Annotated in this window: 21 protein-coding genes, 1 tRNA gene and 3 pseudogenes; 10 read left to right on the top strand and 15 right to left on the bottom strand. The window is 57.0% G+C overall.

The window, feature by feature from the left end; all coding sequences use genetic code 11:
- Positions 1–31: 31 nt before the first annotated feature.
- A complete protein-coding gene (locus LOY55_RS10870) occupies positions 32–580 on the bottom strand; it encodes a glycoside hydrolase family 19 protein (protein ID WP_258667981.1) in 549 nt (182 codons plus the stop codon).
- On the opposite strand from LOY55_RS10870, the gene LOY55_RS10865 reads away from it, so the two are divergent.
- Entirely contained in the window at positions 563–1,807 is a 1,245-nt protein-coding gene (locus tag LOY55_RS10865; RefSeq protein ID WP_258667980.1) for an acyltransferase, read from the top strand. The genes LOY55_RS10870 and LOY55_RS10865 overlap by 18 nt on opposite strands.
- A gap of 6 nt (positions 1,808–1,813) precedes the next feature.
- Here the strand turns inward: LOY55_RS10865 and LOY55_RS10860 are convergent, their stop codons facing one another.
- The 7 genes and pseudogenes from LOY55_RS10860 to LOY55_RS10830 all read right to left on the bottom strand — a co-directional run.
- Positions 1,814–1,996, bottom strand: a complete 183-nt coding sequence (locus LOY55_RS10860) for a hypothetical protein (protein WP_258667979.1) — start codon at positions 1,994–1,996, stop codon at positions 1,814–1,816.
- A gap of 10 nt (positions 1,997–2,006) precedes the next feature.
- Complete coding sequence (locus LOY55_RS10855; protein ID WP_258667978.1) at positions 2,007–2,963, bottom strand: hypothetical protein; 957 nt, start codon at positions 2,961–2,963, stop codon at positions 2,007–2,009.
- A 3-nt stretch (positions 2,964–2,966) separates the two neighbouring features.
- Positions 2,967–3,557, bottom strand: coding sequence for a YmfQ family protein (locus LOY55_RS10850; protein WP_223524919.1), 591 nt, complete (start codon positions 3,555–3,557; stop codon positions 2,967–2,969).
- An 8-nt stretch (positions 3,558–3,565) separates the two neighbouring features.
- Positions 3,566–4,624 carry a baseplate J/gp47 family protein gene (locus tag LOY55_RS10845; RefSeq protein WP_223524917.1) on the bottom strand — a complete coding sequence of 353 codons (1,059 nt, stop codon included), beginning with the start codon at positions 4,622–4,624 and terminating at the stop codon, positions 3,566–3,568.
- Positions 4,624–4,878, bottom strand: a pseudogene (locus LOY55_RS10840) (phage GP46 family protein); the annotation flags it as partial. The gene LOY55_RS10845 and the pseudogene LOY55_RS10840, both read right to left, overlap by 1 nt.
- Positions 4,779–6,839, bottom strand: a complete 2,061-nt coding sequence (locus tag LOY55_RS10835; RefSeq protein WP_258667977.1) for a prohead protease/major capsid protein fusion protein — start codon at positions 6,837–6,839, stop codon at positions 4,779–4,781. The gene LOY55_RS10835 and the pseudogene LOY55_RS10840, both read right to left, overlap by 100 nt.
- 7 nt (positions 6,840–6,846) lie before the next feature.
- Positions 6,847–8,151 (bottom strand): annotated as a pseudogene (locus LOY55_RS10830) (phage portal protein); the annotation flags it as partial.
- Positions 8,152–8,158: 7 nt separating this feature from the next.
- Here LOY55_RS10830 and LOY55_RS10825 point away from each other — a divergent pair.
- The 9 genes and pseudogenes from LOY55_RS10825 to LOY55_RS10785 all read left to right on the top strand — a co-directional run bounded on the left by LOY55_RS10825 (position 8,159) and on the right by LOY55_RS10785 (position 14,232).
- A complete protein-coding gene (locus LOY55_RS10825; protein WP_258667976.1) occupies positions 8,159–8,800 on the top strand; it encodes a hypothetical protein in 642 nt (213 codons plus the stop codon).
- The gene (locus LOY55_RS10820) at positions 8,797–9,381 is read left to right on the top strand and encodes a hypothetical protein (RefSeq protein ID WP_258667975.1); all 585 of its coding nucleotides are present in this window, start codon (positions 8,797–8,799) and stop codon (positions 9,379–9,381) included. The genes LOY55_RS10825 and LOY55_RS10820 overlap by 4 nt, the downstream gene beginning before the upstream one ends.
- 74 nt (positions 9,382–9,455) lie before the next feature.
- Positions 9,456–9,872 carry a hypothetical protein gene (locus tag LOY55_RS10815; protein WP_258667974.1) on the top strand — a complete coding sequence of 139 codons (417 nt, stop codon included), beginning with the start codon at positions 9,456–9,458 and terminating at the stop codon, positions 9,870–9,872.
- Positions 9,873–9,953: 81 nt separating this feature from the next.
- Positions 9,954–10,400, top strand: a complete 447-nt coding sequence (locus LOY55_RS10810; RefSeq protein WP_258668308.1) for a hypothetical protein — start codon at positions 9,954–9,956, stop codon at positions 10,398–10,400.
- 73 nt (positions 10,401–10,473) lie between these two features.
- The gene (locus tag LOY55_RS10805) at positions 10,474–11,040 is read left to right on the top strand and encodes a hypothetical protein (protein WP_258667973.1); all 567 of its coding nucleotides are present in this window, start codon (positions 10,474–10,476) and stop codon (positions 11,038–11,040) included.
- A gap of 292 nt (positions 11,041–11,332) precedes the next feature.
- Positions 11,333–12,513 (top strand): IS3 family transposase gene (locus LOY55_RS10800; protein ID WP_408980969.1). Its coding sequence is split into 2 segments (ribosomal slippage): positions 11,333–11,600 and positions 11,600–12,513, totalling 1,182 coding nucleotides; the frame shifts between segments, so codons are not numbered across the junction.
- Positions 12,514–12,668: 155 nt separating this feature from the next.
- Positions 12,669–12,872 (top strand): hypothetical protein, encoded by a 204-nt coding sequence (locus LOY55_RS10795; RefSeq protein WP_258667972.1) that lies wholly within the window; start codon positions 12,669–12,671, stop codon positions 12,870–12,872.
- Between the two features lie 36 nt (positions 12,873–12,908).
- Positions 12,909–13,121 (top strand): hypothetical protein, encoded by a 213-nt coding sequence (locus tag LOY55_RS10790; RefSeq protein ID WP_258667971.1) that lies wholly within the window; start codon positions 12,909–12,911, stop codon positions 13,119–13,121.
- Positions 13,121–14,232, top strand: a pseudogene (locus tag LOY55_RS10785) (phage integrase Arm DNA-binding domain-containing protein). The gene LOY55_RS10790 and the pseudogene LOY55_RS10785 overlap by 1 nt, the downstream one beginning before the upstream one ends.
- Positions 14,233–14,321: 89 nt before the next feature.
- Here the strand turns inward: LOY55_RS10785 and LOY55_RS10780 are convergent.
- The 7 genes from LOY55_RS10780 to rpmI form a co-directional block, all read right to left on the bottom strand.
- Positions 14,322–14,398, bottom strand: a tRNA-Pro gene (locus tag LOY55_RS10780).
- Positions 14,399–14,487: 89 nt separating this feature from the next.
- Positions 14,488–14,844 carry a MerR family transcriptional regulator gene (locus tag LOY55_RS10775; RefSeq protein ID WP_003179985.1) on the bottom strand — a complete coding sequence of 119 codons (357 nt, stop codon included), beginning with the start codon at positions 14,842–14,844 and terminating at the stop codon, positions 14,488–14,490.
- Complete coding sequence (gene ihfA / locus LOY55_RS10770) at positions 14,825–15,127, bottom strand: integration host factor subunit alpha (protein WP_002553164.1); 303 nt, start codon at positions 15,125–15,127, stop codon at positions 14,825–14,827. The genes LOY55_RS10775 and ihfA overlap by 20 nt, the downstream gene beginning before the upstream one ends.
- Positions 15,128–15,130: 3 nt before the next feature.
- Positions 15,131–17,512: a phenylalanine--tRNA ligase subunit beta gene (pheT, locus tag LOY55_RS10765; protein ID WP_223523284.1), complete on the bottom strand. Its 2,382-nt coding sequence runs from the start codon at positions 17,510–17,512 to the stop codon at positions 15,131–15,133.
- 26 nt (positions 17,513–17,538) lie between these two features.
- Complete coding sequence (gene pheS, locus LOY55_RS10760) at positions 17,539–18,555, bottom strand: phenylalanine--tRNA ligase subunit alpha (protein WP_007905876.1); 1,017 nt, start codon at positions 18,553–18,555, stop codon at positions 17,539–17,541.
- Between the two features lie 109 nt (positions 18,556–18,664).
- Positions 18,665–19,021 (bottom strand): 50S ribosomal protein L20, encoded by a 357-nt coding sequence (gene rplT, locus LOY55_RS10755; protein WP_007905879.1) that lies wholly within the window; start codon positions 19,019–19,021, stop codon positions 18,665–18,667.
- Between the two features lie 28 nt (positions 19,022–19,049).
- A complete protein-coding gene (rpmI, locus tag LOY55_RS10750) occupies positions 19,050–19,244 on the bottom strand; it encodes a 50S ribosomal protein L35 (RefSeq protein ID WP_002553160.1) in 195 nt (64 codons plus the stop codon).
- Positions 19,245–19,296: the final 52 nt, after the last annotated feature.

Here is a 19,296-nt window from a genome sequence, read left to right as displayed (position 1 = left end):
AGCGCGACAGCCATAAAGACCAGCAACTTGTTCATGTCAGCACCTTCAGCGCAACGTTGTAGAAGGCCTGGCGCTCGGCTGCACCGTTTGGTGTTCGCCCCTTTCCGCCGGTATTAATGATGCTGCCGATGTTTCGGTTGTCGCCGGAATCAGCCAAAGCGTTCAGTCCATGGGTGGACCAGAACCATGCCGCCGACATCGCCGCATGCTGCGGCTGCTCCAACAGCTCCGGATGATTGATCAGGTCCAGGCCAAGTGCTTCACTGCACGTTTTGTAGTTCGCACGGCCTGTTACCTGGATCAAGCCTCGGCCTCGATACCTTAAGCCATCGCCAGCCACGGTATTGCCCAAGTCCTTGCGACCTTCATACCGAGACTGCGCAGGTGTCGGCCCCCAAAGCTCGCGGACGTAGATCAACTGACCAGACTCGTGGCCGATCTGAGCGACGAACGCCGCCATGCGAAGCCGTGTGTTGATCTGGTACCGATCCATGGCCAAGTTTAGTGCAGACGCAAAAACGCCGGCTTGTTGGCCGGCGTTCGGGAGGATCTGCAGCAGCTGTTGCGCGGTGATTGGCATGGCGATCTCCTGAAAAAAATGATTGCCAAAGGCAGGCAAGAATGTGACGACAAAGCGATTGATGTAGAATTGCGCGCAAATTTAGAGGAAGGCACGATGCCAAATTCAGTGGACAGGACAGGCGCTATACCCGCCCTGACCGGGATTCGTTTTTTTGCAGCACTGATGGTTTTCTTTTCACACTACGTCGTGCCTGGATCGAGCGGATTCCTGCTTACAGCCCAGAACTCCGGATATGCGGGCGTTACTTTCTTTTTTATCCTGTCTGGATTTATTCTTGCCTATAACTACTTTGCAAAATTTGAGAGAGAACCAACATCTTCAGTTGGTTCGTTCTACTTCGCTAGATTTTCACGTGTCTATCCGTTATATGCCTTCGTATTACTTTATTTCTGGCTAACATCTACGAACAGTTACAGCGTCATTCCGCATGTACTTGCAATCCAGGCATGGTACGACGATGCCTTTTTCGCCATGGGTTTTAACTCGGTCGCTTGGAGCATCAGTGTTGAAGCATTTTTGTACCTGATGTTCCCCCTGATTATTCCGGTTTTGACACTGCTTGGCGTTACGACCTCTTGCAAGCGCTTAGTGGCTTTGATCGTCCTGCTGGTCGTAGCTGCATTCGTGGCCGCGTCCTACTTTTGGCTGTCCGGAAAGGGCGCGCTGACAAACATCGATCCTGACTCGGCGCATCGCTGGCTGTACCGCACGCCATTGACGCGACTGTTCGATTTCACTTTAGGGATATGCGCTGCGATTTATTACGTGCGCTTTTGGAAGGGAGCACTTGCCAGCCTGAAGGTCTGGTCGCTGCTCACCCCCGCATCAATCCTCGTCCTGATTGTCATCATGAGCAGCGACAGAGTTTATCTATCCTCATTCAGCTGGGACGCAGCCTACATAATCCCTTTCACTCTAATAATTTTTGGCGTCGCTGCTACGCCAGCCAGCGCCTTGAGCAGATTTTTATCTCTGCCGTCAGTTGTGCTATTGGGCGAGGCTTCGTTTGCTTTTTATATGATTCATTTGGCAATGAAGCCATTGTTCGCTTTGAGGGTTAGCGCAAACATGTTCGAAGGGATGGCCATGCAACTTGTGTTGCTGTCCATAGTAGTAGCCACTTCAATCGGATTGCATTTATTGATTGAAAAGCCGGCGCAGAGTTTCCTGCGCTCGACCATCAAATCAAGAAATAAATCACTTCTCCGCACAAAGCAACTGTAGCGACCATTACGTTGGAGTCGGCAGGAATCCTTGAATAAACTCTGGCTGCTGATTGTAAAACACTGACCACCGTGGGTCGTCTGATTCAACCACCCCCTGATTTGGCCAATAATCAGGGTCTTGAATTGAGGTGAAATAGGCGGTAATAGTTATATGCTCTGGCTCTGAAAAGTTGACGTACATGGACATGCCCCACTCCTTAAATGTAGTACGACGAAATGAATGGAGTAAACGATTGCCCTGCTATAGATGAGCTATTTTTAAAGAACAAAGTCTGCGCAGTTAGAACTGTTAGGTCCTCAAAAGCCATGTTGTAACCGCCAGATGCTACTGAGTTGGTGGCTGAAAACGCTTTCTCTCCCACCCCAGTTGCCGCTCCAGACAAGAAAGACGCCAGGAGAGAGCCAGACGAACCTCCGCTGTGCACTACATAGCCGCCTATTTTCCTGGCGTTCTTTGGGACGAATGAGGCGATTGATTGAGAAGTATAGGTCGCGTTATTTGTGCCCTGCGTGAACGTCAATGCCGCCAAGATTGACACCTTTCGGCCCTCAACCAGACTTACCGAGAACTGCCCCGACGCGTTGGTCGGCAATACCGTGAGCAACGCAGATGCTGCGTAGCCCGCCGGCATGTTGGCGCCGCTATAAACCTCTGAGGCAATAACAGCTGTAGCATTAACACCCAGCAGCGCCGGGTTTGTTGTGGAAAGTGGGAGGCTCGGGTTATAGATGGCATATAGCGCAACGAATCCACTAACAGGGGCCGCTCCAGTGTCCATGGCGCCGACGCCGGTGGTCGCAAGGTTGATGGTCTTGTTAAACCCATTCAACCGATAGGTTTTACCGCTTAAAGATTCCGCTACAACTACTTGGTCCGCTGTCAAAGTACCGGAGGCACTGGCGGCGGCCACGGACATCTTTATATTGCGAGCTTCGCCCGCCATCATGGTAGAAATTCCGCGGATGGAGTCAAGCAAGTCAGCAGCACGCCCCTTGGTCGGTGAGACGCCGGCGGCCAGCAGGACCGCCATGATGTTTTCCTGAACATCGTTCGCCCAGTCGTCTGTGACCATCGTGGCCTGGATGCCGGCGACCGGATCTCCGTCTGTAAACTTGTTGTCTACCGTTGCTCCCGGACCGTCAATTCTGTGCATTCGTCATTCTCCGTAAGCGAAGATCGCGATCGTGTGCGCGGGCTTCAACTGATTTAATTTACATTCGAGGGTGTCGTTACCCCATATGCGAAGCCGCTCACCAACCGCCGACTGGCCGACGCGAAAGCTAGTAACAGATACTTCTGGAGCCCTGACTAACCAGGTGAAAGCCCAAGGCCCATTGGGCAGTGAGTCGCCTACGGTCGAGCGTCCAACCCTGAATGGTTTGAACGTCTCGATCGTTACCGTGTATCCCAGTGCTGCAGCTACCTCGATAAAATAGGCGGCGGATTGCCCACCGGTGCTGGTGAGCTTCGCCAGCAATGCGCTGCGGCGCCCCTGAAGGGTTTGCTCTAGCAATCCGGAGCACTTGTCGGGAAGCCCGGCGACCCTCTCCCAATCGGGCAGTAGTTCTGCCGTAGTGCCTGGGTTTGCCTCCCGGGGCATCACGCCGGCGCGGCCATCCAGCCGCGAGAGCTCAATTGACATTCCGTCGAGTAAGTCATGGAGCGTGGTGCCGGGGTCTCGTGGAAATGCCTGGCCAGGCGGCAGCAGCGCTTTGAGCTGCTCCCTGTATTCAGCGGCTGTTGGCATTGCGCCTCCTACAGGCTGGAAAAGGTGGGTGTCCCGAGCGTGGCCATGTGCCCGGCAGCGTGCGCGACGTCCGCTGTTGGCGAGACGATTTGGTTATTGCTCTCCCCAGCAGCCAAGGACACGGCTTCACGCAGCCGGCTGATGAAGATCGTTCCACCCGGCGCGGAATCCCGATCAATAAGATCTGCAAGCTCCGCGCGAACCGCGCTCTGAACGACCGTGGTGTTCGGTGTCAGCTTGATATTCATGTTCAACGGATCGGCGACGGGGGCCGCTACGAAGACTTCAGCTGTCACCGGAGCTCTGGCATCGATATAGGCCTGCACCTCGGCGACCTTCGCAGGACTTGGGATGATGCTGACCTCTTCATCGCAGACGAAAAGGACTGTGACGGTGCCAGGCCCCATCTGGATCGGGTACACCCAAACCCTGGTGACGCCCGCAACTTCGAGAGCCCATTGCTCATAATCAAACGAAGCGCCGCCATGGGGAGGCTGTTGGATTCGGGCAAGCAAGCGCGCGAGAAGACGTTCGTCAGTTTCGACGTCGACCCCGTTTTCAAGCTTGGTCGCCGTGGTGCCTGTGGACTGAACGCCAGCGATCGGCGAAAGCAGGAAAATGGGCAGGCCCGCATCAAAGTTGCCAGCCTCCCCCGCCTCAACCGCCAGAGCCGGAATGATGAGCGGACCGGAACTGAATACGGCGTCGCCTTGGGTTTTGTACTGAACACCGTCCTGTCTCTGCAATATCGTTCCGTTGACCACCACGGCTCCAGCAGTGCCGGCGAGCGCCACCTGACCGCTGGCAAATCCAGCGGTTTTTCGAGTGACTTTCCAAATTGCCGCCCAGCGCTCGAGGTATTCCTTTTCGGCAGTGTCGATAATCGATTGTTTGGCAATCCAGTCCAGGTAGCCGTACAGCATGTGGACCGCGCCAGCCTCTGACTGGCCGACAATCCCGAGCAGCGATCGGCGAAGCACCGCACTATCAACACCGGTGACACGGCTGCTGATGTCGGTGATCACTCGTTCGATTAACTCGGTCAGTGTTGGTCGAGCAAATGGCATCAGGCAGCCCTCTTCGCGGCTTGAGCCGCCCATTCGTAGTTGTATTGATAGCGAACCGGCGAGCCGGTCGGCCGGTAGATATCGACGAGGATCAACATCCAGCCCCTGGCTACAAACTCGGCGGTGACCTCGACGCGCGTGGCGACCAGGTCCTCTACCATCCAGGCCAAGGCTTCCCGGCAATATTGCTGGGCCCGGCCAAGGACTTGCGGAAGTTGCTTTTCGCGGGCGAGCAGCCACAACAGCGAACCGGTTTGGTCCGATGGCGTGGCGTTTGCGATGTCCCCCCAGTAGCCGCGCAGGTCTCCATACCGTCGACTTCGAAACCTTCGCGAGTTTCGGTGAACACGCCCTGCTCGCCTTCGAGGTAGGCGTATTCGAACGTGTCGACCGCGCCCGGTGCGGCGTACAGGTACCACTGGTTACCGGTGATGCGAGCATCGACAATCACGGTCAGCGAAGCGTTGCGGACATCGTTGATGTCGGCATTCTTCGCTGGCACATAGACCGAACTGGTGAACTGAAAGGCTTCCAGTTCTTTGTCAGGACCGACAACGAGGTATTCAGGCGCCAAGTTCAGAAACTCGCCAGCCTTGGTCTTCTGCTTGCGCATGGCAGAGCGAGCGGCGGCCAGAGTGGTGGTATTGATCGCACCACCGCCACCAGCAACGTTGCCGTGAGAGGCATCGAAGATCGGGTTGCTGTCGATGTAGTTCGGGTTACCCAGTAACAGAGCCCAGACTACGTTCGATTCGGTCGACGCAGCCGCGACGCCAAACGCAGCCGGGATACGCGTCAAAGCCCCGAGATCGTCGTTCACGATGGTTTCCCAGGTGATAGCGATGATGTTGCCGTATTTGGCGACCTTGATTGGAGAGCCGTCTTCAGCCAGCGTACGGTACTTGTACTCGCCGTGCTCCTTGACTTGATCCAAGGCGGAAATATCGCCAAGTGCTGCACGGGTCACCGCGCGGAAGTCCGGAACCGTGGTTTGACGACCCAGTGGGCGCCAGGTTTGCGGGGCGGTGGTGTAAGCATCACGCAAGGTTCGGTTGACGGTGCTACCCAGCAGCAACGGAAAATCGCTGGTGGTATGCATCCCCGCAGCCCGGACGGCTTGACGGTCACAGCCCAAAGCCGCGCGAGCCAGTTCCTGCGGAGTCATCCCACGGGAGTTACCTCCGGCCATCTCGACGAACTCACGAGCCATATCAACCAGGCGCATTCCACGGAACTCACGACCAGCTTCTTCAAGCACCACTTTGGTATCGCAACGGTGCAGCAGCGCATTCTGCATAGCCGAGCGCTTGGCGTTCAGGACAGTGACGTCCAGACCGCCGGTGACCATAGTCTGTTGACTGTTGCGGGACTGACCCTGATTTTGGGTTTGGGTTTCGGCGAGCTTGTCGATCAGTGCAGTGCTGGCATCCGCAACCGATACGCCTCGCTCGACAAGATCGTCGATGAAGGCATCGTCGTTGAGATTCACCTTCCGAGCCATGGTACGGATGCTCAGGCTGCGCTTGCGCTCAGCTTCAGCGGATTCACGGCGAATGGTTTCTTCGCCAGCGCGTTTCGCTTCTTCCGCCGCGCGCTTCTCTTCTTCGGTCATTGCATCTTCCTCTTGGGTCGTAGGCACGGCGGCCGTTTTTCCGGATGGCGTAGTTGCCTCCCGAACTTCGAAAATGGTGTTGAATCGCTGCCCTTTGTAATCTTCGGCAGTCTTGGCGCCTCGGAACTTTCCACCGTCGTCAAAGCCGATCGGCACTAGGGACAACTCCATGGGCTCCCAATCGACAGCTCGGTAGGTCGGTAGCTTGTCGTCGGAGTTTTCAGTCACCTCATATCGGTGAACCGCATAGCCGACGCTGATGTTGCGAAGGATCCCGTCCTGGACGTCCTTGAAGATTTTCTCAACGTCGTCGCGCTTGCTGAATCGGACCAGAGCGCGACCTTCAGATCCCTCTATCCAAGCCTTCTCGACGACGCCAATCACGTCGTCCAACTCGTAGGAGTTATGGGCATTTAGGAATGGAGCGCCGTTGTTGAGGCGATCCAGCCGGACAGCGTCTTCGCTGACTTCAAGCTCTTCCATGTAACTGCCGACATCCCAAGACCAGCGGCGACCTTTTGCGCCGGTAGTCCAGGTCAGTTCAACAGTTCGCGCCTCGACGTCTACCGACCCAGCCCGCACGGCAGCGCGCAGGCTAAGCATCGGCGTCTCATGCGTCTTGTTTGTCGTCGACTGGTTCTGAGTTGCCATCGTCGGTTTTCTCTTCAGTAATTGGCGGCTGACTGGCCGCGCCGGCAGCCGCAACCATGCGAGGGTCGCAGTCGAAGACAAGGCCCAGGCTGTCGATCAAAGCGTTGGAATCGGCGATGTCTTGCGCGTGTTGTTTTGGATCGGTCACACCCAGTTCGCGGAGCGCATCTGGCCAAGTAGTCAGTCCGTTGCGGACGCGATCCTTGACGTTGTCGGTTTCGGTTTTCGGGTCGACCATGTCCCGGCGCGGCGGAACCCACTGAGCTTTGACGTCATCGCGAACACCGGCTGGCAGCAGTACCTGCCCCTCCATGAACCAGCGCCAGACCGGATCGCAAAGTTGCGGGATCAGCATTCGCCACTGCCAAACATCGACACGTCGTGCAAAGTGCAGCCAGCCCAACCGACCGCTCGAAAAGTTCACACCCTTAAGGTCAGCTGTCAGCAGTTCGTAAGGAATTCCCAGGCCAACAGCCATGGCGTGCAATTGCTGCCAGGAGTAGGTTGTGTATCCGTTGAAGGTCGGTGGTGTACCGAAGCTCACGCTCTCGCCAAATCCCAACTCCTGAATAATCCCGGGCTCGACGCGATCCAACAGCGCAGGCTTTTTGATGCCGGGAGTTCCGTTGTTTTCATCCTTGGTGATGAATGCGGCGAAGCAAGAAGCAATCTTCGCCTGCTCCATGACCGCATCTTCCATCTCGTCGAAGCTGCGCATGCGCTGCATGACGGGGGCAAACCAGGTGTAACCACGGGCTTGCCCTGGCCGCTTCGGCAGGAAGATGTGTATGACGTCTTCTGCGGGGACGCGCTTTGACTGCATTGAGCCCCAAACACGACTCCCTCCAGGGTGCTCGTCGAACAACCAATAGGCCACCCGACGGCCGAGCGCATCGAACTCAATGCCTTGGATGATCCTGTTCAAACCGACGATGTCGGCCTTGCTCTCATCGAGGAAATCAGGCTCAAGAAGTTGAAGCTGTACGGGCACCGGCAGGCCATCGGAGCTGAACCGGCGCCGGCGGCGAAGCAAGCACTCACCAGACTCCGCAACCAGCAGATCGAGATCAAGCCCGAAACGCTGCTGGCAGATACGTAGCGCAGCGAGCGCGTACACGAAGCAGTCGAGCGCCTCGTTTCGGCGGCCGCCGCTGTCCCAGCGCATCACGCGCTTACCTTTCGAAATGGCTGCTTTCTTCTTTTCTGAGGTGAGTTGCTTCACCTCCGATTCGTCGCAGATCGCGTCGTTGGCCGGAAGGTGAGGTATCCCCATGCCCACAGAAAACAATCCGGCCGTGCCGCTGCAGATTGAGCGGTCGACCGTCACGAAGCTGGTGATCACCGGCGCCCCGCGACTTGATCCGATCACAGTGTTCCTCGAGGACTTCGGTCGTCGTAACTGTCCTACCGAATCCAACCCGAACTACCAGACAGCCCAGGGCAAGATCACGATCAACTACTGGGACAAGAGCTGGAACGCTTACTGGGGCGGAATGGGGCCGCGCACCGTCGCAGAGTTCGTCACCAACTGCGGCTGGGACTACATCCTGAATTGCTTGGATCGCGGGATCAGTTCCACCGTCTTCAGCGGCGACGCGCTGCACGCCCTGGCTAAGAAGTGCATCGTCCAGCGCCGTCGACAACAGACCGGGCGCCATGACTGGGAATTGGGCGACCTGAGCAAGGATGAAGCCCGGGAGCTTTGGCATGACATCGATGTTCTGCGCAGCATCGAGAGCCCAAACGACTGCTGGCATCAAAGCGCGCTACTGACTGAATTGTTCGGAGAGGAATGGCATTACCCGCTCGATGGAAAGGCGGTCGAAGAAAACCACAAGTTCACGTACCTGCGCCGGGTTGTCGAGGCTGTGCAGCAGGCGCTACGTCAAGAACAGCAGCAGGTGGCAGCATGATCAATTTCTTCTGGCACCTGGTCGCCAAGCTGCTTGCCCGCCCGGCCGTTGCCGCCTGGCTCATCGCCCGCGCCCAGCGCACCCCATACCTGCACATCATGTCCGCCGACGGCGCCGAGCTGTACATGGGCCGCTGGTGGCTGTTCAACCCGTACAGCCGCGAGACGCACAAGCCGGCGCTCTGGTGGTGCCCGTGGTCGTTTCGCATTCACCACATCATGCGGCCGGACGAAGACCGGGATCTGCATGACCATCCGTGGAATGCGCGGACGATCATCCTGCGCGGCTGGTACCGAGAGCAGCGCCTGCTTCGCGCGGATGATCCCGCACTTCATCAGCTCCTGATGAAAGCCGCCGCGCTTCGCCAGTCTTTCGGCGCGGCATTTCAGGCCACCGAGCACATCGACCGGCGCCCCGGCGACACCGCCCCCCTGATGCACGGCGAGTACCACCGGATCGACGAAGTATCACCCGGCGGCGTGATCACCCTGTTCATCACCAGCAAGTGGCGTGGTGATTGGGGCTTTCTGGTCAACGGCGTCAAGGTCCCTTGGCGCACCTACACGGGTACGGACAATTGACGCGGTTCAAAGTGAGCGAACCAACAATTACTTACCTCGGCCCGGCGGGCGAGGCTGATACCGGAGATTGCAGGATGAGTAAGCATTCCAATGAGGCCGTCGAGGGAGATGATGGCGGCTTGGTGATCTGTCGCGGCTGCAAAACTCGCGGCACCTACGCGGAGCCGCCCAGCGGTGAATGTCCAGCTCCTTACAAGCCGGAACGCGTTCTGCTCGCCGAATCCCTGGCCCGCGAAAAAGCCCTGCAGCTTCACCTGAACGCAGCGGATCAGCGGATTGATGAACTGACCCAGTCAAAAGCCGAACCCGAAACAGTCTGGTGCGCCTGCGGTGACGGCCATGCTGCGAACAGTTACGGCGCCGGGTTCATGGCCGCCAACAGTGGGGTTTGCGAGAACTGCGATGCGGCCAAGCCGCGAGTCGAGTCATCCCACGAAATCCCCGGCACATCGGGCATGCGCCTGAACATGCTCGCCACCCAAGGCGAATGACTAAAAGGAGTACATTTGTACTCATCCCGCAAAACTACTCCCCCCTTCAAAGTCAGCCGCTATAGCGGCAAGGACGAAGTCATGCCTGAAGAAATGAAAACGGCTTGGCCAGAGCACTACCGCTACATCGACACCATTGGCCCCGAAGGCCTTGAAGTCCATTGCATCACCTACAAGGTGATCGGTGAGACACCGGCTTGTTACTACATCGGCGATGAGCACACCGTGAAAATGGTCAACGGCTTCCAATATCCCCACACCGCCGAGGCGATCAAGAAGCGCCGCAAGCGCGTCCTGAAGGAAGGCGGCACTTGGGGCCGTCGCTTCGCCTACACCGACAAGGCGCTAGCGCTGCGCTCGTACAAGGCGCGCAAGTCTTGGCAACTGCGGCATGCGCAACTATCGATGGAGCGAGCCCAGGCGGCCATCGGGTATTTCGGCAATCTCGAAGTTGAAAGCACGATCCCAGACGGGGCCGTGACAATTCCGAGCGAATACATTCAGGGCCTGGGCTGGGGGGATTACTGATGCTCCTAAAAGTAATGACCGTAAGCGCCTGCTTCTGGGGCGCTCTCTACTTCTCCATTGGGGCGGTGTACTCATGATCATCGACGATGTGATGACCGACAAAATCACCCTGCACGGCCTAGGCTTTGTGCAGGTACAGCTCGAAGGAAATCAGCGACTGCATGTTTGGCACCCTGAGTTACCGCGTCGCGCCTGCTTCAAGCACTCCTCAATCCACGACCATCGCTTCGACTTCACGTCGAGGGTGATCATCGGTATTCAACGGAACATCGCCTTCAGCGCAGAGCCGTCCAAGTTGGGAACTCACATTCTGTACCTGCACGAGGGAGCCAGGACCGCGTGCGGTGGTCGTCCATGGGTGCGAGATGGTCGAGTGCAGATGATTGAGATTGACGACTTCACCGTGCCAGCAGGCCTTGAGTATCAGTCGAAGGCTTATGAGTTCCACCGCACTGAACCAGCCGGAGATGGACGAGTAGCCACGATCATGCGCAAGGGCGCTGAGTATCCACACGGCGCACATTCAAGCTGTGTCGTTGGCATTGAGCCGGACGATCAGTTCGACCGCTTCCAGTGGCCACCGGCCAAACTGTGGGAAATTGTCGCCGACGTGATGCTCGGCCAGAAGGTGACCCCATGATCGCCCTCGCCTGGTTCGCCTACGTGTACTGCTACAAAGGACCATAGTGAATAGAGTCCACCCCACCAATCGCTTCAGGGACGAGCTGATTGGGCAGCAACTGGTGAGGCGGACAATTGAACGTTAGCTGACCTTTGTCGCTTGTCCGCTCCCTCCTATCTGAATTGATGCCCACCCTGACCAGCTGCGGCCACTCAGCATTTCTCTGAAACAGCTGGCAGGGCGAACTGTAGTGGTCTAATTTCCCCGGACACCTCGATAGGTGGAGAATGCATCTATCGAGGAGTTTTTCATGACTGGCAAACGCAGGGCATTCGACGACAGCTTCAAGCTGCAAGTCGTAAAGATGATCAAGGACCAAGGACTGGCCGTTCCGCAGGTCTGTCGCGACCTGAATATTGGTGAGACCGCCGTCCGGCGCTGGGTACAGCAGTACGAGGCTGAACAGCTGGGAGAGGCCGGAATCGGCAAACCGTTGACGGCTGAGCAACAGCGCATCCGGCAGCTGGAGCAGGAAAACCGCCAGCTCAAGATGGATAACGATGTATTAAAAAAAGCCACCGCCTTCTTTGCCCGCGAGCTGAAGTAACGTATCGCCTGGTTCGTCAGCTGCAACAGAAGGCTTATTCGGTGGCGTATGTCTGTCGGCTGCTGGGTATCAGCCGATCCGGTTTCTACGAGGCCAACAAGCGTGCTGGAGCGCCAGCCTCGATTTGTCCCGTGACTGTGCAACTCAAGGCGTCGTTTGCTGCGAGTGGCGGCAGCTATGGCAGTCGCCCGTTGCGTAAAGCGTTGCGCGCTAAGGGTATGGAAATAGGCGTTTATAAAATTCGTCGCTTGATGCGCGCCAACGGTCTGCGTTCGGCCTGGAAGCGCAAGTTTGTGCACACGACCGATAGCAACCACGACCTGCCGATCGCTGAAAATGTGTTGAATCGTCAATTCGAACCCGCGGCGGTGAACAAGGCTTGGGTGGCGGACATTACCTATATCCGGACCCGTAGCGGCTGGCTGTACCTGGCCGTGGTACTGGACTTGTTCTCACGCAAGATCGTGGGTTGGTCCATGGCCCCGAACATGCCTGCCGAGCTGGTGTGTAGTGCCATGCAACTGGCAGTTGCTCAGCGTCAACCGCCACTTGGTCTGATCGCTCACTCGGATCGCGGTAGCCAGTACGCCAGCGCGAGCTACAGGGCGCTGCTGACAAGAAATAACATGCAGCAAAGCATGAGCCGTAAAGGTAACTGTTGGGACAACTCAGTGATGGAGCGCTTCTTCCTGAGTTTGAAAATGGAGCGGGTATGGCGGCGCGATTACGCCAACCACGCCGAAGCGATACGTGACATCACTGAATACATCGTTGGGTATTACAACAACGAGCGGCTGCACTCAAAACTGGGATATCTGCCACCGACCGTTTACGAACGGGCAATGGCGTCGAAACCACCTATCGAGGTGTCCGGAATTAATTGACCACTGCAGAACTTCTGAACCTTATTCGAGTGGGCCCTCCTCGTATATCAGCTAATCCCTGATGCCCAGCGTCATCGCTCCCGTCGAATTCATCCCACTGCCCACCAAAACCTTACAACTCACAGCCTGCCGGTGAACGGCGGGGAGGAATTCGTATGTTCATCTGCTCGGCAACAAAAATAGGTCCGTGTAAATCGCTCGGCGACCAGATTCGAGTGTTCGCCCTTCGCCTTGGTGGAGGCTGGAGTGAAGCCAGGGAGGATCTGGCAAAAGAGGCAGAGCAATGGTTTGGCCGCGAGCCTGTAACCACCAAACAAGACTGGCGGGCTGTGCGCGCAGAAGTCTTTCGAACCGAATAACCACCTTCTGCCGCCACGCGCGGCATGGAGCACCCAATGAAACGAGAACTGATCAAGATCAGTGAGTTCCAGCGCCGGCGCTGGGGCGAGAACGGCACCCCGCAATGCCCGCAGGCCATCCGTAACCACATCCGAAACGGCATGGTGCCCGGCGAGCAGATAGGAAAACTCTGGTACGTTGACTGGACAGCATTCAATCGCTCGGACGGCAACGACCTGGTGGCGATGGTATTGAAAGGAGCTGCATGATGGTCCCACGGCCGCGCAACAAGGCGAACAAGAGCCTCCCGCAGAACCTTATTTCGATTCGCGGCGCTCGACTTATCGCTACCGGCGGCCAACCGACGGGAAGTGGTTTCAGTTCGGAACCGATCGCATCAAAGCAATCGATGCAGCGAAGCAACTGAATCTGGAATTCATGCGCGGCGCTGACCTGATCGGCGCCGTGATGGGCAGCTCATCAGAATCATTTGCCGGCTTCCTCAACACCTACGAACGCGACGTTTTGCCACCGCGCGAGCTCGCCAAAGGTACGCTGGGTCTTTACGCCGTGCACTTCCGGCGCTTTCGCAAGCAGTTCGAGGGCAAGGCCGTCGATCAGATAACCATTCGCATGGTCGCGGAGATGCTGGACGCGCTCACCCCGCGCACGGCGAACCAGTGCCGGGCGCTGCTGATCGACATCTTCAATCACGCAGCGTCCAAAGGACTGTGCCCGGACAACCCGGCGGCCAGCACCATCAACCGGATCGAGAAGAAGCAGCGCAAACGCCACACGGTTGAAGGACTGAAAGCCATCCGGGAGAAGTCGCCGGCTTGGCTGCAGAACGCAATCGACCTGGCATTGATCACCGCCCAGCGCCGGACAGACATCCTCGATATGCGTTTTGATGGCAGTCGGGATGGTTACTTGTACGTGGTGCAGAAGAAGACGGCCAAGGCCAGTGACGCGGCATGGATACGATTTCTGATAACGCCGGAGTTGCAGGCGGTCATCAGCCGATGCCGCGACGATGTCGTATCGCCCTACCTGGTGCACCGGAAGCCCGAGCGCCGGAAACAGAAACAGGCGCAGACCAAGGATCACTGGACGAAGGTTGAGGAGAGATATTTGACGCGAGCATTTAAGGAGGCCAGGGAGGCGGCGAACTGCTACGCGGGATGGAAGGAAGAAGAGATGCCGGGCTTCCACGAAGTGCGAGCGCTGTCGCTGCACCTGTACAAGAAAGCCGGAAAGGACGGTCAGAAAACTGCTGGCCATGCGAGCGAGGGCATGACCAGAAACTACCAGCGAGACCACGAGGAAATCGTCTGGTCCGAAGCAATTCCGGACCTGAATATCAGCGAAATCACCGGGTAGTTTTGCGCCAGTTTTGCGCGGGTTTTGCGCAGACACAAAAAAGCCGATCTATCTGATCGGCTCAAGTGTCTGATTTTACTCAGAAAATATGGTCGGGACGGAGTGATTCGAACACTCGACCCCTAGCACCCCATGCTAGTGCGCTACCGGACTGCGCTACGCCCCGACTAGGCGTGAAACTCGTCCCTCTTCTCGAGGGACGCTCAAGAATATATCGCAAGCGTTTGAAAACTGGAAGTATTCAAACTCAGAAAATTATTTCTTGAGTACTACCAACACATCTTCCAACTCGGCAATCATCTGTCGAATCATCTGCTTGTATTGGGTGGTGTCGTCTTTGGCTTCATCGCCGGACAAGCGCAAACGCGCGCCGCCGATGGTGAATCCTTGATCGTAAAGGAGCGCGCGGATCTGCCGGATCATCAGCACGTCTTGTCGCTGATAATACCGGCGATTCCCGCGACGTTTGACGGGGTTGAGTTGAGGAAACTCCTGCTCCCAATAGCGCAGCACGTGCGGTTTTACGGCACACAGCTCGCTAACTTCACCGATGGTGAAGTAGCGTTTGCCTGGGATGACGGGTAGCTCGTCGTTATGACTTGGTTCCAGCATAAGCCTCAACTCGGGCCTTCAACTTCTGCCCTGGACGAAAGGTGACCACACGGCGAGCCGTGATCGGGATTTCTTCACCCGTTTTCGGATTGCGGCCAGGCCGCTGGCGTTTGTCTCGAAGGTCGAAATTTCCGAAACCGGACAATTTGACTTGTTCGTTGTCTTCAAGAGCGTGCCTGATTTCTTCAAAAAACAGTTCGACCAATTCCTTGGCCTCCCGTTTATTCAGGCCCAGCTCTTCATACAGACGTTCCGCCATCTCAGCTTTCGTCAGAGCCCCCATACGTCACTTCCTTAACGTGGCGTTCAACCTTTGTTCGAGCGAGGTGAGGATGTTTTGCGTAGTGTTATTCACCTCATCGTCATTAAGAGTGCGCGATGGATGCTGCCAGGTCAAGCCAACTGCAAGGCTTTTTCTATCAGGATCAATGCCTTTACCCTGATACACGTCAAATAGCCTGAGGTCTGTCAGCCATTCGCCTGCATTTTCACGGATTACGTCCAGAACAGCGCTGGCTGCAACGTCTTTTTCGGCGATCAGCGCAAGGTCACGTCGTACTTCAGGGAAGCGCGACAACTCGCTGAATTTAGGCATTTTGCCCAACGCCACTTCAGCCAGAACCAGCTCAAAAACGAAGACTGGACGATCGAGCCCGAGGGTTTTCGACAATTCAGGGTGAATGGCACCTACAAAACCTACCAAACGGCCTTCACGTTCGATGCGCGCGGTTTGACCCGGGTGCAACGCAGGGTGTTTACCCGGCACGAAAGTGAACGAATCCAACGCGCCGGCAAAACCAAGCACCGCTTCCACGTCAGCCTTGACGTCGAAGAAGTCCACGACATCGCGACCCTGCGCCCAGCCTTCCGGCAGACGGCTACCACATACAACACCGGCCAACATCGACTCTTGCTTCAGGCCTTCCAGTTGACCGACGAAACGCAGGCCACTTTCGAACAGACGGACGCGGTCCTGTTGACGGTTCAGGTTGTGCTGAAGCGCCTTGACCAGACCCGGCCACAAGGACGAGCGCATGGCAGCCATGTCGTTGGAAATCGGGTTGGCCAGCAGCAGCGGCTCCACACCCGGATTAAACAGTTCGAATTGTTTCGGATCGATGAAGCTGTAAGTAATCGCTTCCTGATAACCACGCGCCACCAGCAGACGACGCAGTTCAGGCAAATCGCTACGCGCTTCCGCTTTGGCTTGCGGCGCCAGGCGAGCTTGCGGGTAACGAACCGGCAGACGGTTGTAGCCGTACAGGCGGGCCAGCTCTTCGATCAAATCGACTTCCAGGCTGATATCGAAGCGATGGCTTGGCACTTCAACGCGCCATTGCCCTGCCCCATCGGCCGAAACGGACAAGCCCAAAGCGTTGAGCAGACGCTCAACTTCGGCCGAATCCATTTCCATGCCCAGCATTTGAGTAATGCGTTGCGCGCGCAAGGTAACCGGAGCGATCTTCGGCAGATGTTGCTCGCTGACGGTTTCGATGATCGGGCCGGCTTCGCCACCGGTGATTTCCAGCAGCAGGCCAGTAGCGCGCTCCATGGCTTCACGGGCCAATTGCCAGTCCACGCCACGCTCGTAGCGGTGCGAAGCGTCAGTGTGCAGGCCGTAGGAACGAGCCTTGCCAGCGACTGCAATCTGATCGAAGAATGCGCTTTCCAGGAAAATATCGCGCGTAGTCGCGGTGTTGACGCCGCTGTGCTCTCCGCCCATAACGCCAGCAATTGCCAGAGCGCGGGTGTGGTCGGCAATCACCAGCGTATCGCTACGCAGGGTAACTTCCTGACCGTCGAGCAGTACCAGCTTCTCGCCCTCTTCGGCCATCCGCACGCGGATGCCGCCATTGATTTCGGCGAGGTCGAAGGCGTGCAGCGGTTGACCCAGCTCCAGCATCACGTAGTTGGTGATGTCGACAGCTGCGTCGATACTGCGCACGTCAGCACGACGCAGACGCTCGACCATCCACAGCGGTGTAGGCTTGGACAGATCGACGTTACGGATCACACGCCCCAGATAACGCGGGCACGCCGCCGGAGCCAGCACTTCAACCGAACGCACTTCGTCGTGCACGGCTGGAACGGAAGCAACAACCGGGCGAGTGACCTGGGCGGCGTACAGTGCGCCAACTTCACGGGCCAGACCGGCCAGGGACAGGCAGTCACCGCGGTTCGGGGTCAGGTCGACCTCGATGCTGGCATCTTCCAGGTTCAGGTACTCACGAATGTCCTGGCCCACCGGCGCATCGGCCGGCAGCTCCATCAGGCCATCGTTGCCTTCGCCCACTTGCAGTTCGGCTTGCGAACACAGCATGCCGTTGGACTCAACGCCACGCAGCTTGGCTTTCTTGATCTTGAAGTCGCCTGGCAGCTCGGCACCGATGGTGGCGAACGGGATCTTCAGGCCCGGGCGCACGTTTGGCGCACCGCATACGACCTGAAAAGTCTCCGTGCCATTGCTGACCTGGCAAACGCGCAGCTTGTCGGCGTCCGGGTGCTGTTCGGTGCTCAGCACCTCGCCCACTATCACGCCGCTGAATACGCCGGCGGCCGGAGTAACGCTATCGACCTCAAGACCGGCCATCGACAAACGAGCAACCAGCTCGTCACGACTTACCTGCGGGCTTACCCAGCCACGCAGCCATTGTTCACTGAATTTCATCCTGCTCTCCTAAGAATTCGTTACGACTAGCGAAATTGCGCGAGGAACCGCAAGTCGTTGTCGAAGAACAGACGCAAGTCGTTCACGCCGTAACGCAGCATGGCTAGACGCTCAACGCCCATGCCGAAGGCAAAGCCCGAAAACTCTTCCGGGTCGATCCCGGACATACGCAACACGTTCGGGTGAACCATGCCGCAGCCCATCACTTCCAGCCAGCCCGTCTGCTTGCAGACACGGCAGCCTTTACCGCTGCACATCACGCATTCCATGTCGACTTCTGCGGATGGCTCGGTGAACGGGAAGTAGGATGGGCGGAAACGTACGGCCAGTTCTTTTTCGAAGAACACGCGCAGGAATTCTTCGATAGTCCCTTTCAGGTCGGCGAAGTTGATATCGCGATCGACCAGCAGGCCTTCGACCTGGTGGAACATCGGCGAGTGGGTGATATCCGAGTCGCTACGGTACACACGGCCTGGGCAGACGATGCGGATCGGCGGCTGTTTTGATTCCATGGTGCGGACCTGTACCGGTGAGGTATGGGTGCGCAGCAACATGTTTGCATTGAAATAGAAGGTGTCATGCATCGACCGGGCCGGGTGATGGCCTGGGATGTTGAGTGCTTCGAAGTTGTGATAATCGTCTTCGACCTCAGGGCCTTCGGCGATGCCGTAGCCTATATGGGTGAAGAACTGTTCGATACGTTCCAGAGTGCGGGTAACCGGATGCAGACCACCGGAGGTCTGGCCGCGGCCAGGCAGGGTCACGTCAATCGACTCGGCGGACAGTTTGGCGGCTAGATCAGCCTCTTCAAACAGTGCCTTGCGCGCATTGAGAACCTCTGTGACACGCTCCTTGGCAACGTTGATCAGCGCACCGACTTGCGGACGCTCTTCTGCCGGCAAATTCCCCAGGGTCTTCATCACCTGAGTCAATTCACCCTTTTTGCCAAGGTAGTGAACCCGGATTTGCTCCAGGGCATTGATATCTTCAGCGCTTTGCACAGCCTCTAGTGCTTGAGAGACGAGCGCGTCCAGGTTTTCCATGTACAGACTCCAGATACAAAATAGGGGAAGAGCTTGAAGGCTCTTCCCCTATTTATGACGTTTAACACCTGGCCCCACAGAGGTGAGGCCGGGTGACTGTCGGGGGTACTTAAGCCAAGGTGGCTTTAGCTTTCTCGACAATCGCAGCAAACGCCGCTTTTTCGTTCACTGCCAGATCAGCCAGAACCTTACGGTCGATCTCGATGGACGCTTTTTTCAGGCCGGCGATGAAACGGCTGTAGGACAGACCGTTGATACGTGCACCAGCGTTGATACGAGCGATCCACAGAGCGCGGAACTGACGTTTTTTCTGACGACGGTCACGGTAGGCGTATTGGCCTGCCTTGATTACCGCTTGCTTGGCAACACGGAATACGCGCGAGCGAGCGCCGTAGTAGCCTTTAGCAAGTTTCAGAATTTTTTTGTGACGTTTACGGGCAATGACGCCACGCTTTACACGAGCCATGAGTTACTTCCTCTATTCTTGACTAAAATTAACGAAGGCGCAGCATGCGCTCGACTTTTGCCACGTCAGACGGATGCAGCAAGCTGCTACCGCGCAGTTGACGCTTACGCTTGGTCGACATTTTAGTCAGGATGTGGCTCTTGAAAGCGTGCTTGTGCTTGATACCGTTAGCAGTTTTCAGAAACCGCTTAGCAGCACCACTTTTGGTCTTCATTTTTGGCATGTTCGGATACTCCGCATTCAGTTGATAAACATAATCAGAAGGCCTGCCGTGC

The sequence above is a fragment of the Pseudomonas sp. B21-040 genome, assembly GCF_024748695.1.
Classification (GTDB): domain Bacteria; phylum Pseudomonadota; class Gammaproteobacteria; order Pseudomonadales; family Pseudomonadaceae; genus Aquipseudomonas.
This window is presented reverse-complemented; position numbering and strand designations above follow the sequence as displayed.

Bases quoted from the DNA above. Each gene is read 5' to 3' on its own strand.
- LOY55_RS10870 (WP_258667981.1), bottom strand. From the start codon at position 580: ATGCCAATCACCGCGCAACAGCTGCTGCAGATCCTCCCGAACGCCGGC.
- LOY55_RS10860 (WP_258667979.1), bottom strand. From the start codon at position 1,996: ATGTCCATGTACGTCAACTTTTCAGAGCCAGAGCATATAACTATTACC.
- LOY55_RS10855 (WP_258667978.1), bottom strand. From the start codon at position 2,963: ATGCACAGAATTGACGGTCCGGGAGCAACGGTAGACAACAAGTTTACA.
- LOY55_RS10850 (WP_223524919.1), bottom strand. From the start codon at position 3,557: ATGCCAACAGCCGCTGAATACAGGGAGCAGCTCAAAGCGCTGCTGCCG.
- LOY55_RS10845 (WP_223524917.1), bottom strand. From the start codon at position 4,624: ATGCCATTTGCTCGACCAACACTGACCGAGTTAATCGAACGAGTGATC.
- LOY55_RS10835 (WP_258667977.1), bottom strand. From the start codon at position 6,839: ATGCTTAGCCTGCGCGCTGCCGTGCGGGCTGGGTCGGTAGACGTCGAG.
- LOY55_RS10825 (WP_258667976.1), top strand. From the start codon at position 8,159: ATGCCCACAGAAAACAATCCGGCCGTGCCGCTGCAGATTGAGCGGTCG.
- LOY55_RS10820 (WP_258667975.1), top strand. From the start codon at position 8,797: ATGATCAATTTCTTCTGGCACCTGGTCGCCAAGCTGCTTGCCCGCCCG.
- LOY55_RS10815 (WP_258667974.1), top strand. From the start codon at position 9,456: ATGAGTAAGCATTCCAATGAGGCCGTCGAGGGAGATGATGGCGGCTTG.
- LOY55_RS10810 (WP_258668308.1), top strand. From the start codon at position 9,954: ATGCCTGAAGAAATGAAAACGGCTTGGCCAGAGCACTACCGCTACATC.
- LOY55_RS10805 (WP_258667973.1), top strand. From the start codon at position 10,474: ATGATCATCGACGATGTGATGACCGACAAAATCACCCTGCACGGCCTA.
- LOY55_RS10795 (WP_258667972.1), top strand. From the start codon at position 12,669: ATGTTCATCTGCTCGGCAACAAAAATAGGTCCGTGTAAATCGCTCGGC.
- LOY55_RS10790 (WP_258667971.1), top strand. From the start codon at position 12,909: ATGAAACGAGAACTGATCAAGATCAGTGAGTTCCAGCGCCGGCGCTGG.
- LOY55_RS10775 (WP_003179985.1), bottom strand. From the start codon at position 14,844: ATGCTGGAACCAAGTCATAACGACGAGCTACCCGTCATCCCAGGCAAA.
- ihfA (WP_002553164.1), bottom strand. From the start codon at position 15,127: ATGGGGGCTCTGACGAAAGCTGAGATGGCGGAACGTCTGTATGAAGAG.
- pheT (WP_223523284.1), bottom strand. From the start codon at position 17,512: ATGAAATTCAGTGAACAATGGCTGCGTGGCTGGGTAAGCCCGCAGGTA.
- pheS (WP_007905876.1), bottom strand. From the start codon at position 18,555: ATGGAAAACCTGGACGCGCTCGTCTCTCAAGCACTAGAGGCTGTGCAA.
- rplT (WP_007905879.1), bottom strand. From the start codon at position 19,021: ATGGCTCGTGTAAAGCGTGGCGTCATTGCCCGTAAACGTCACAAAAAA.
- rpmI (WP_002553160.1), bottom strand. From the start codon at position 19,244: ATGCCAAAAATGAAGACCAAAAGTGGTGCTGCTAAGCGGTTTCTGAAA.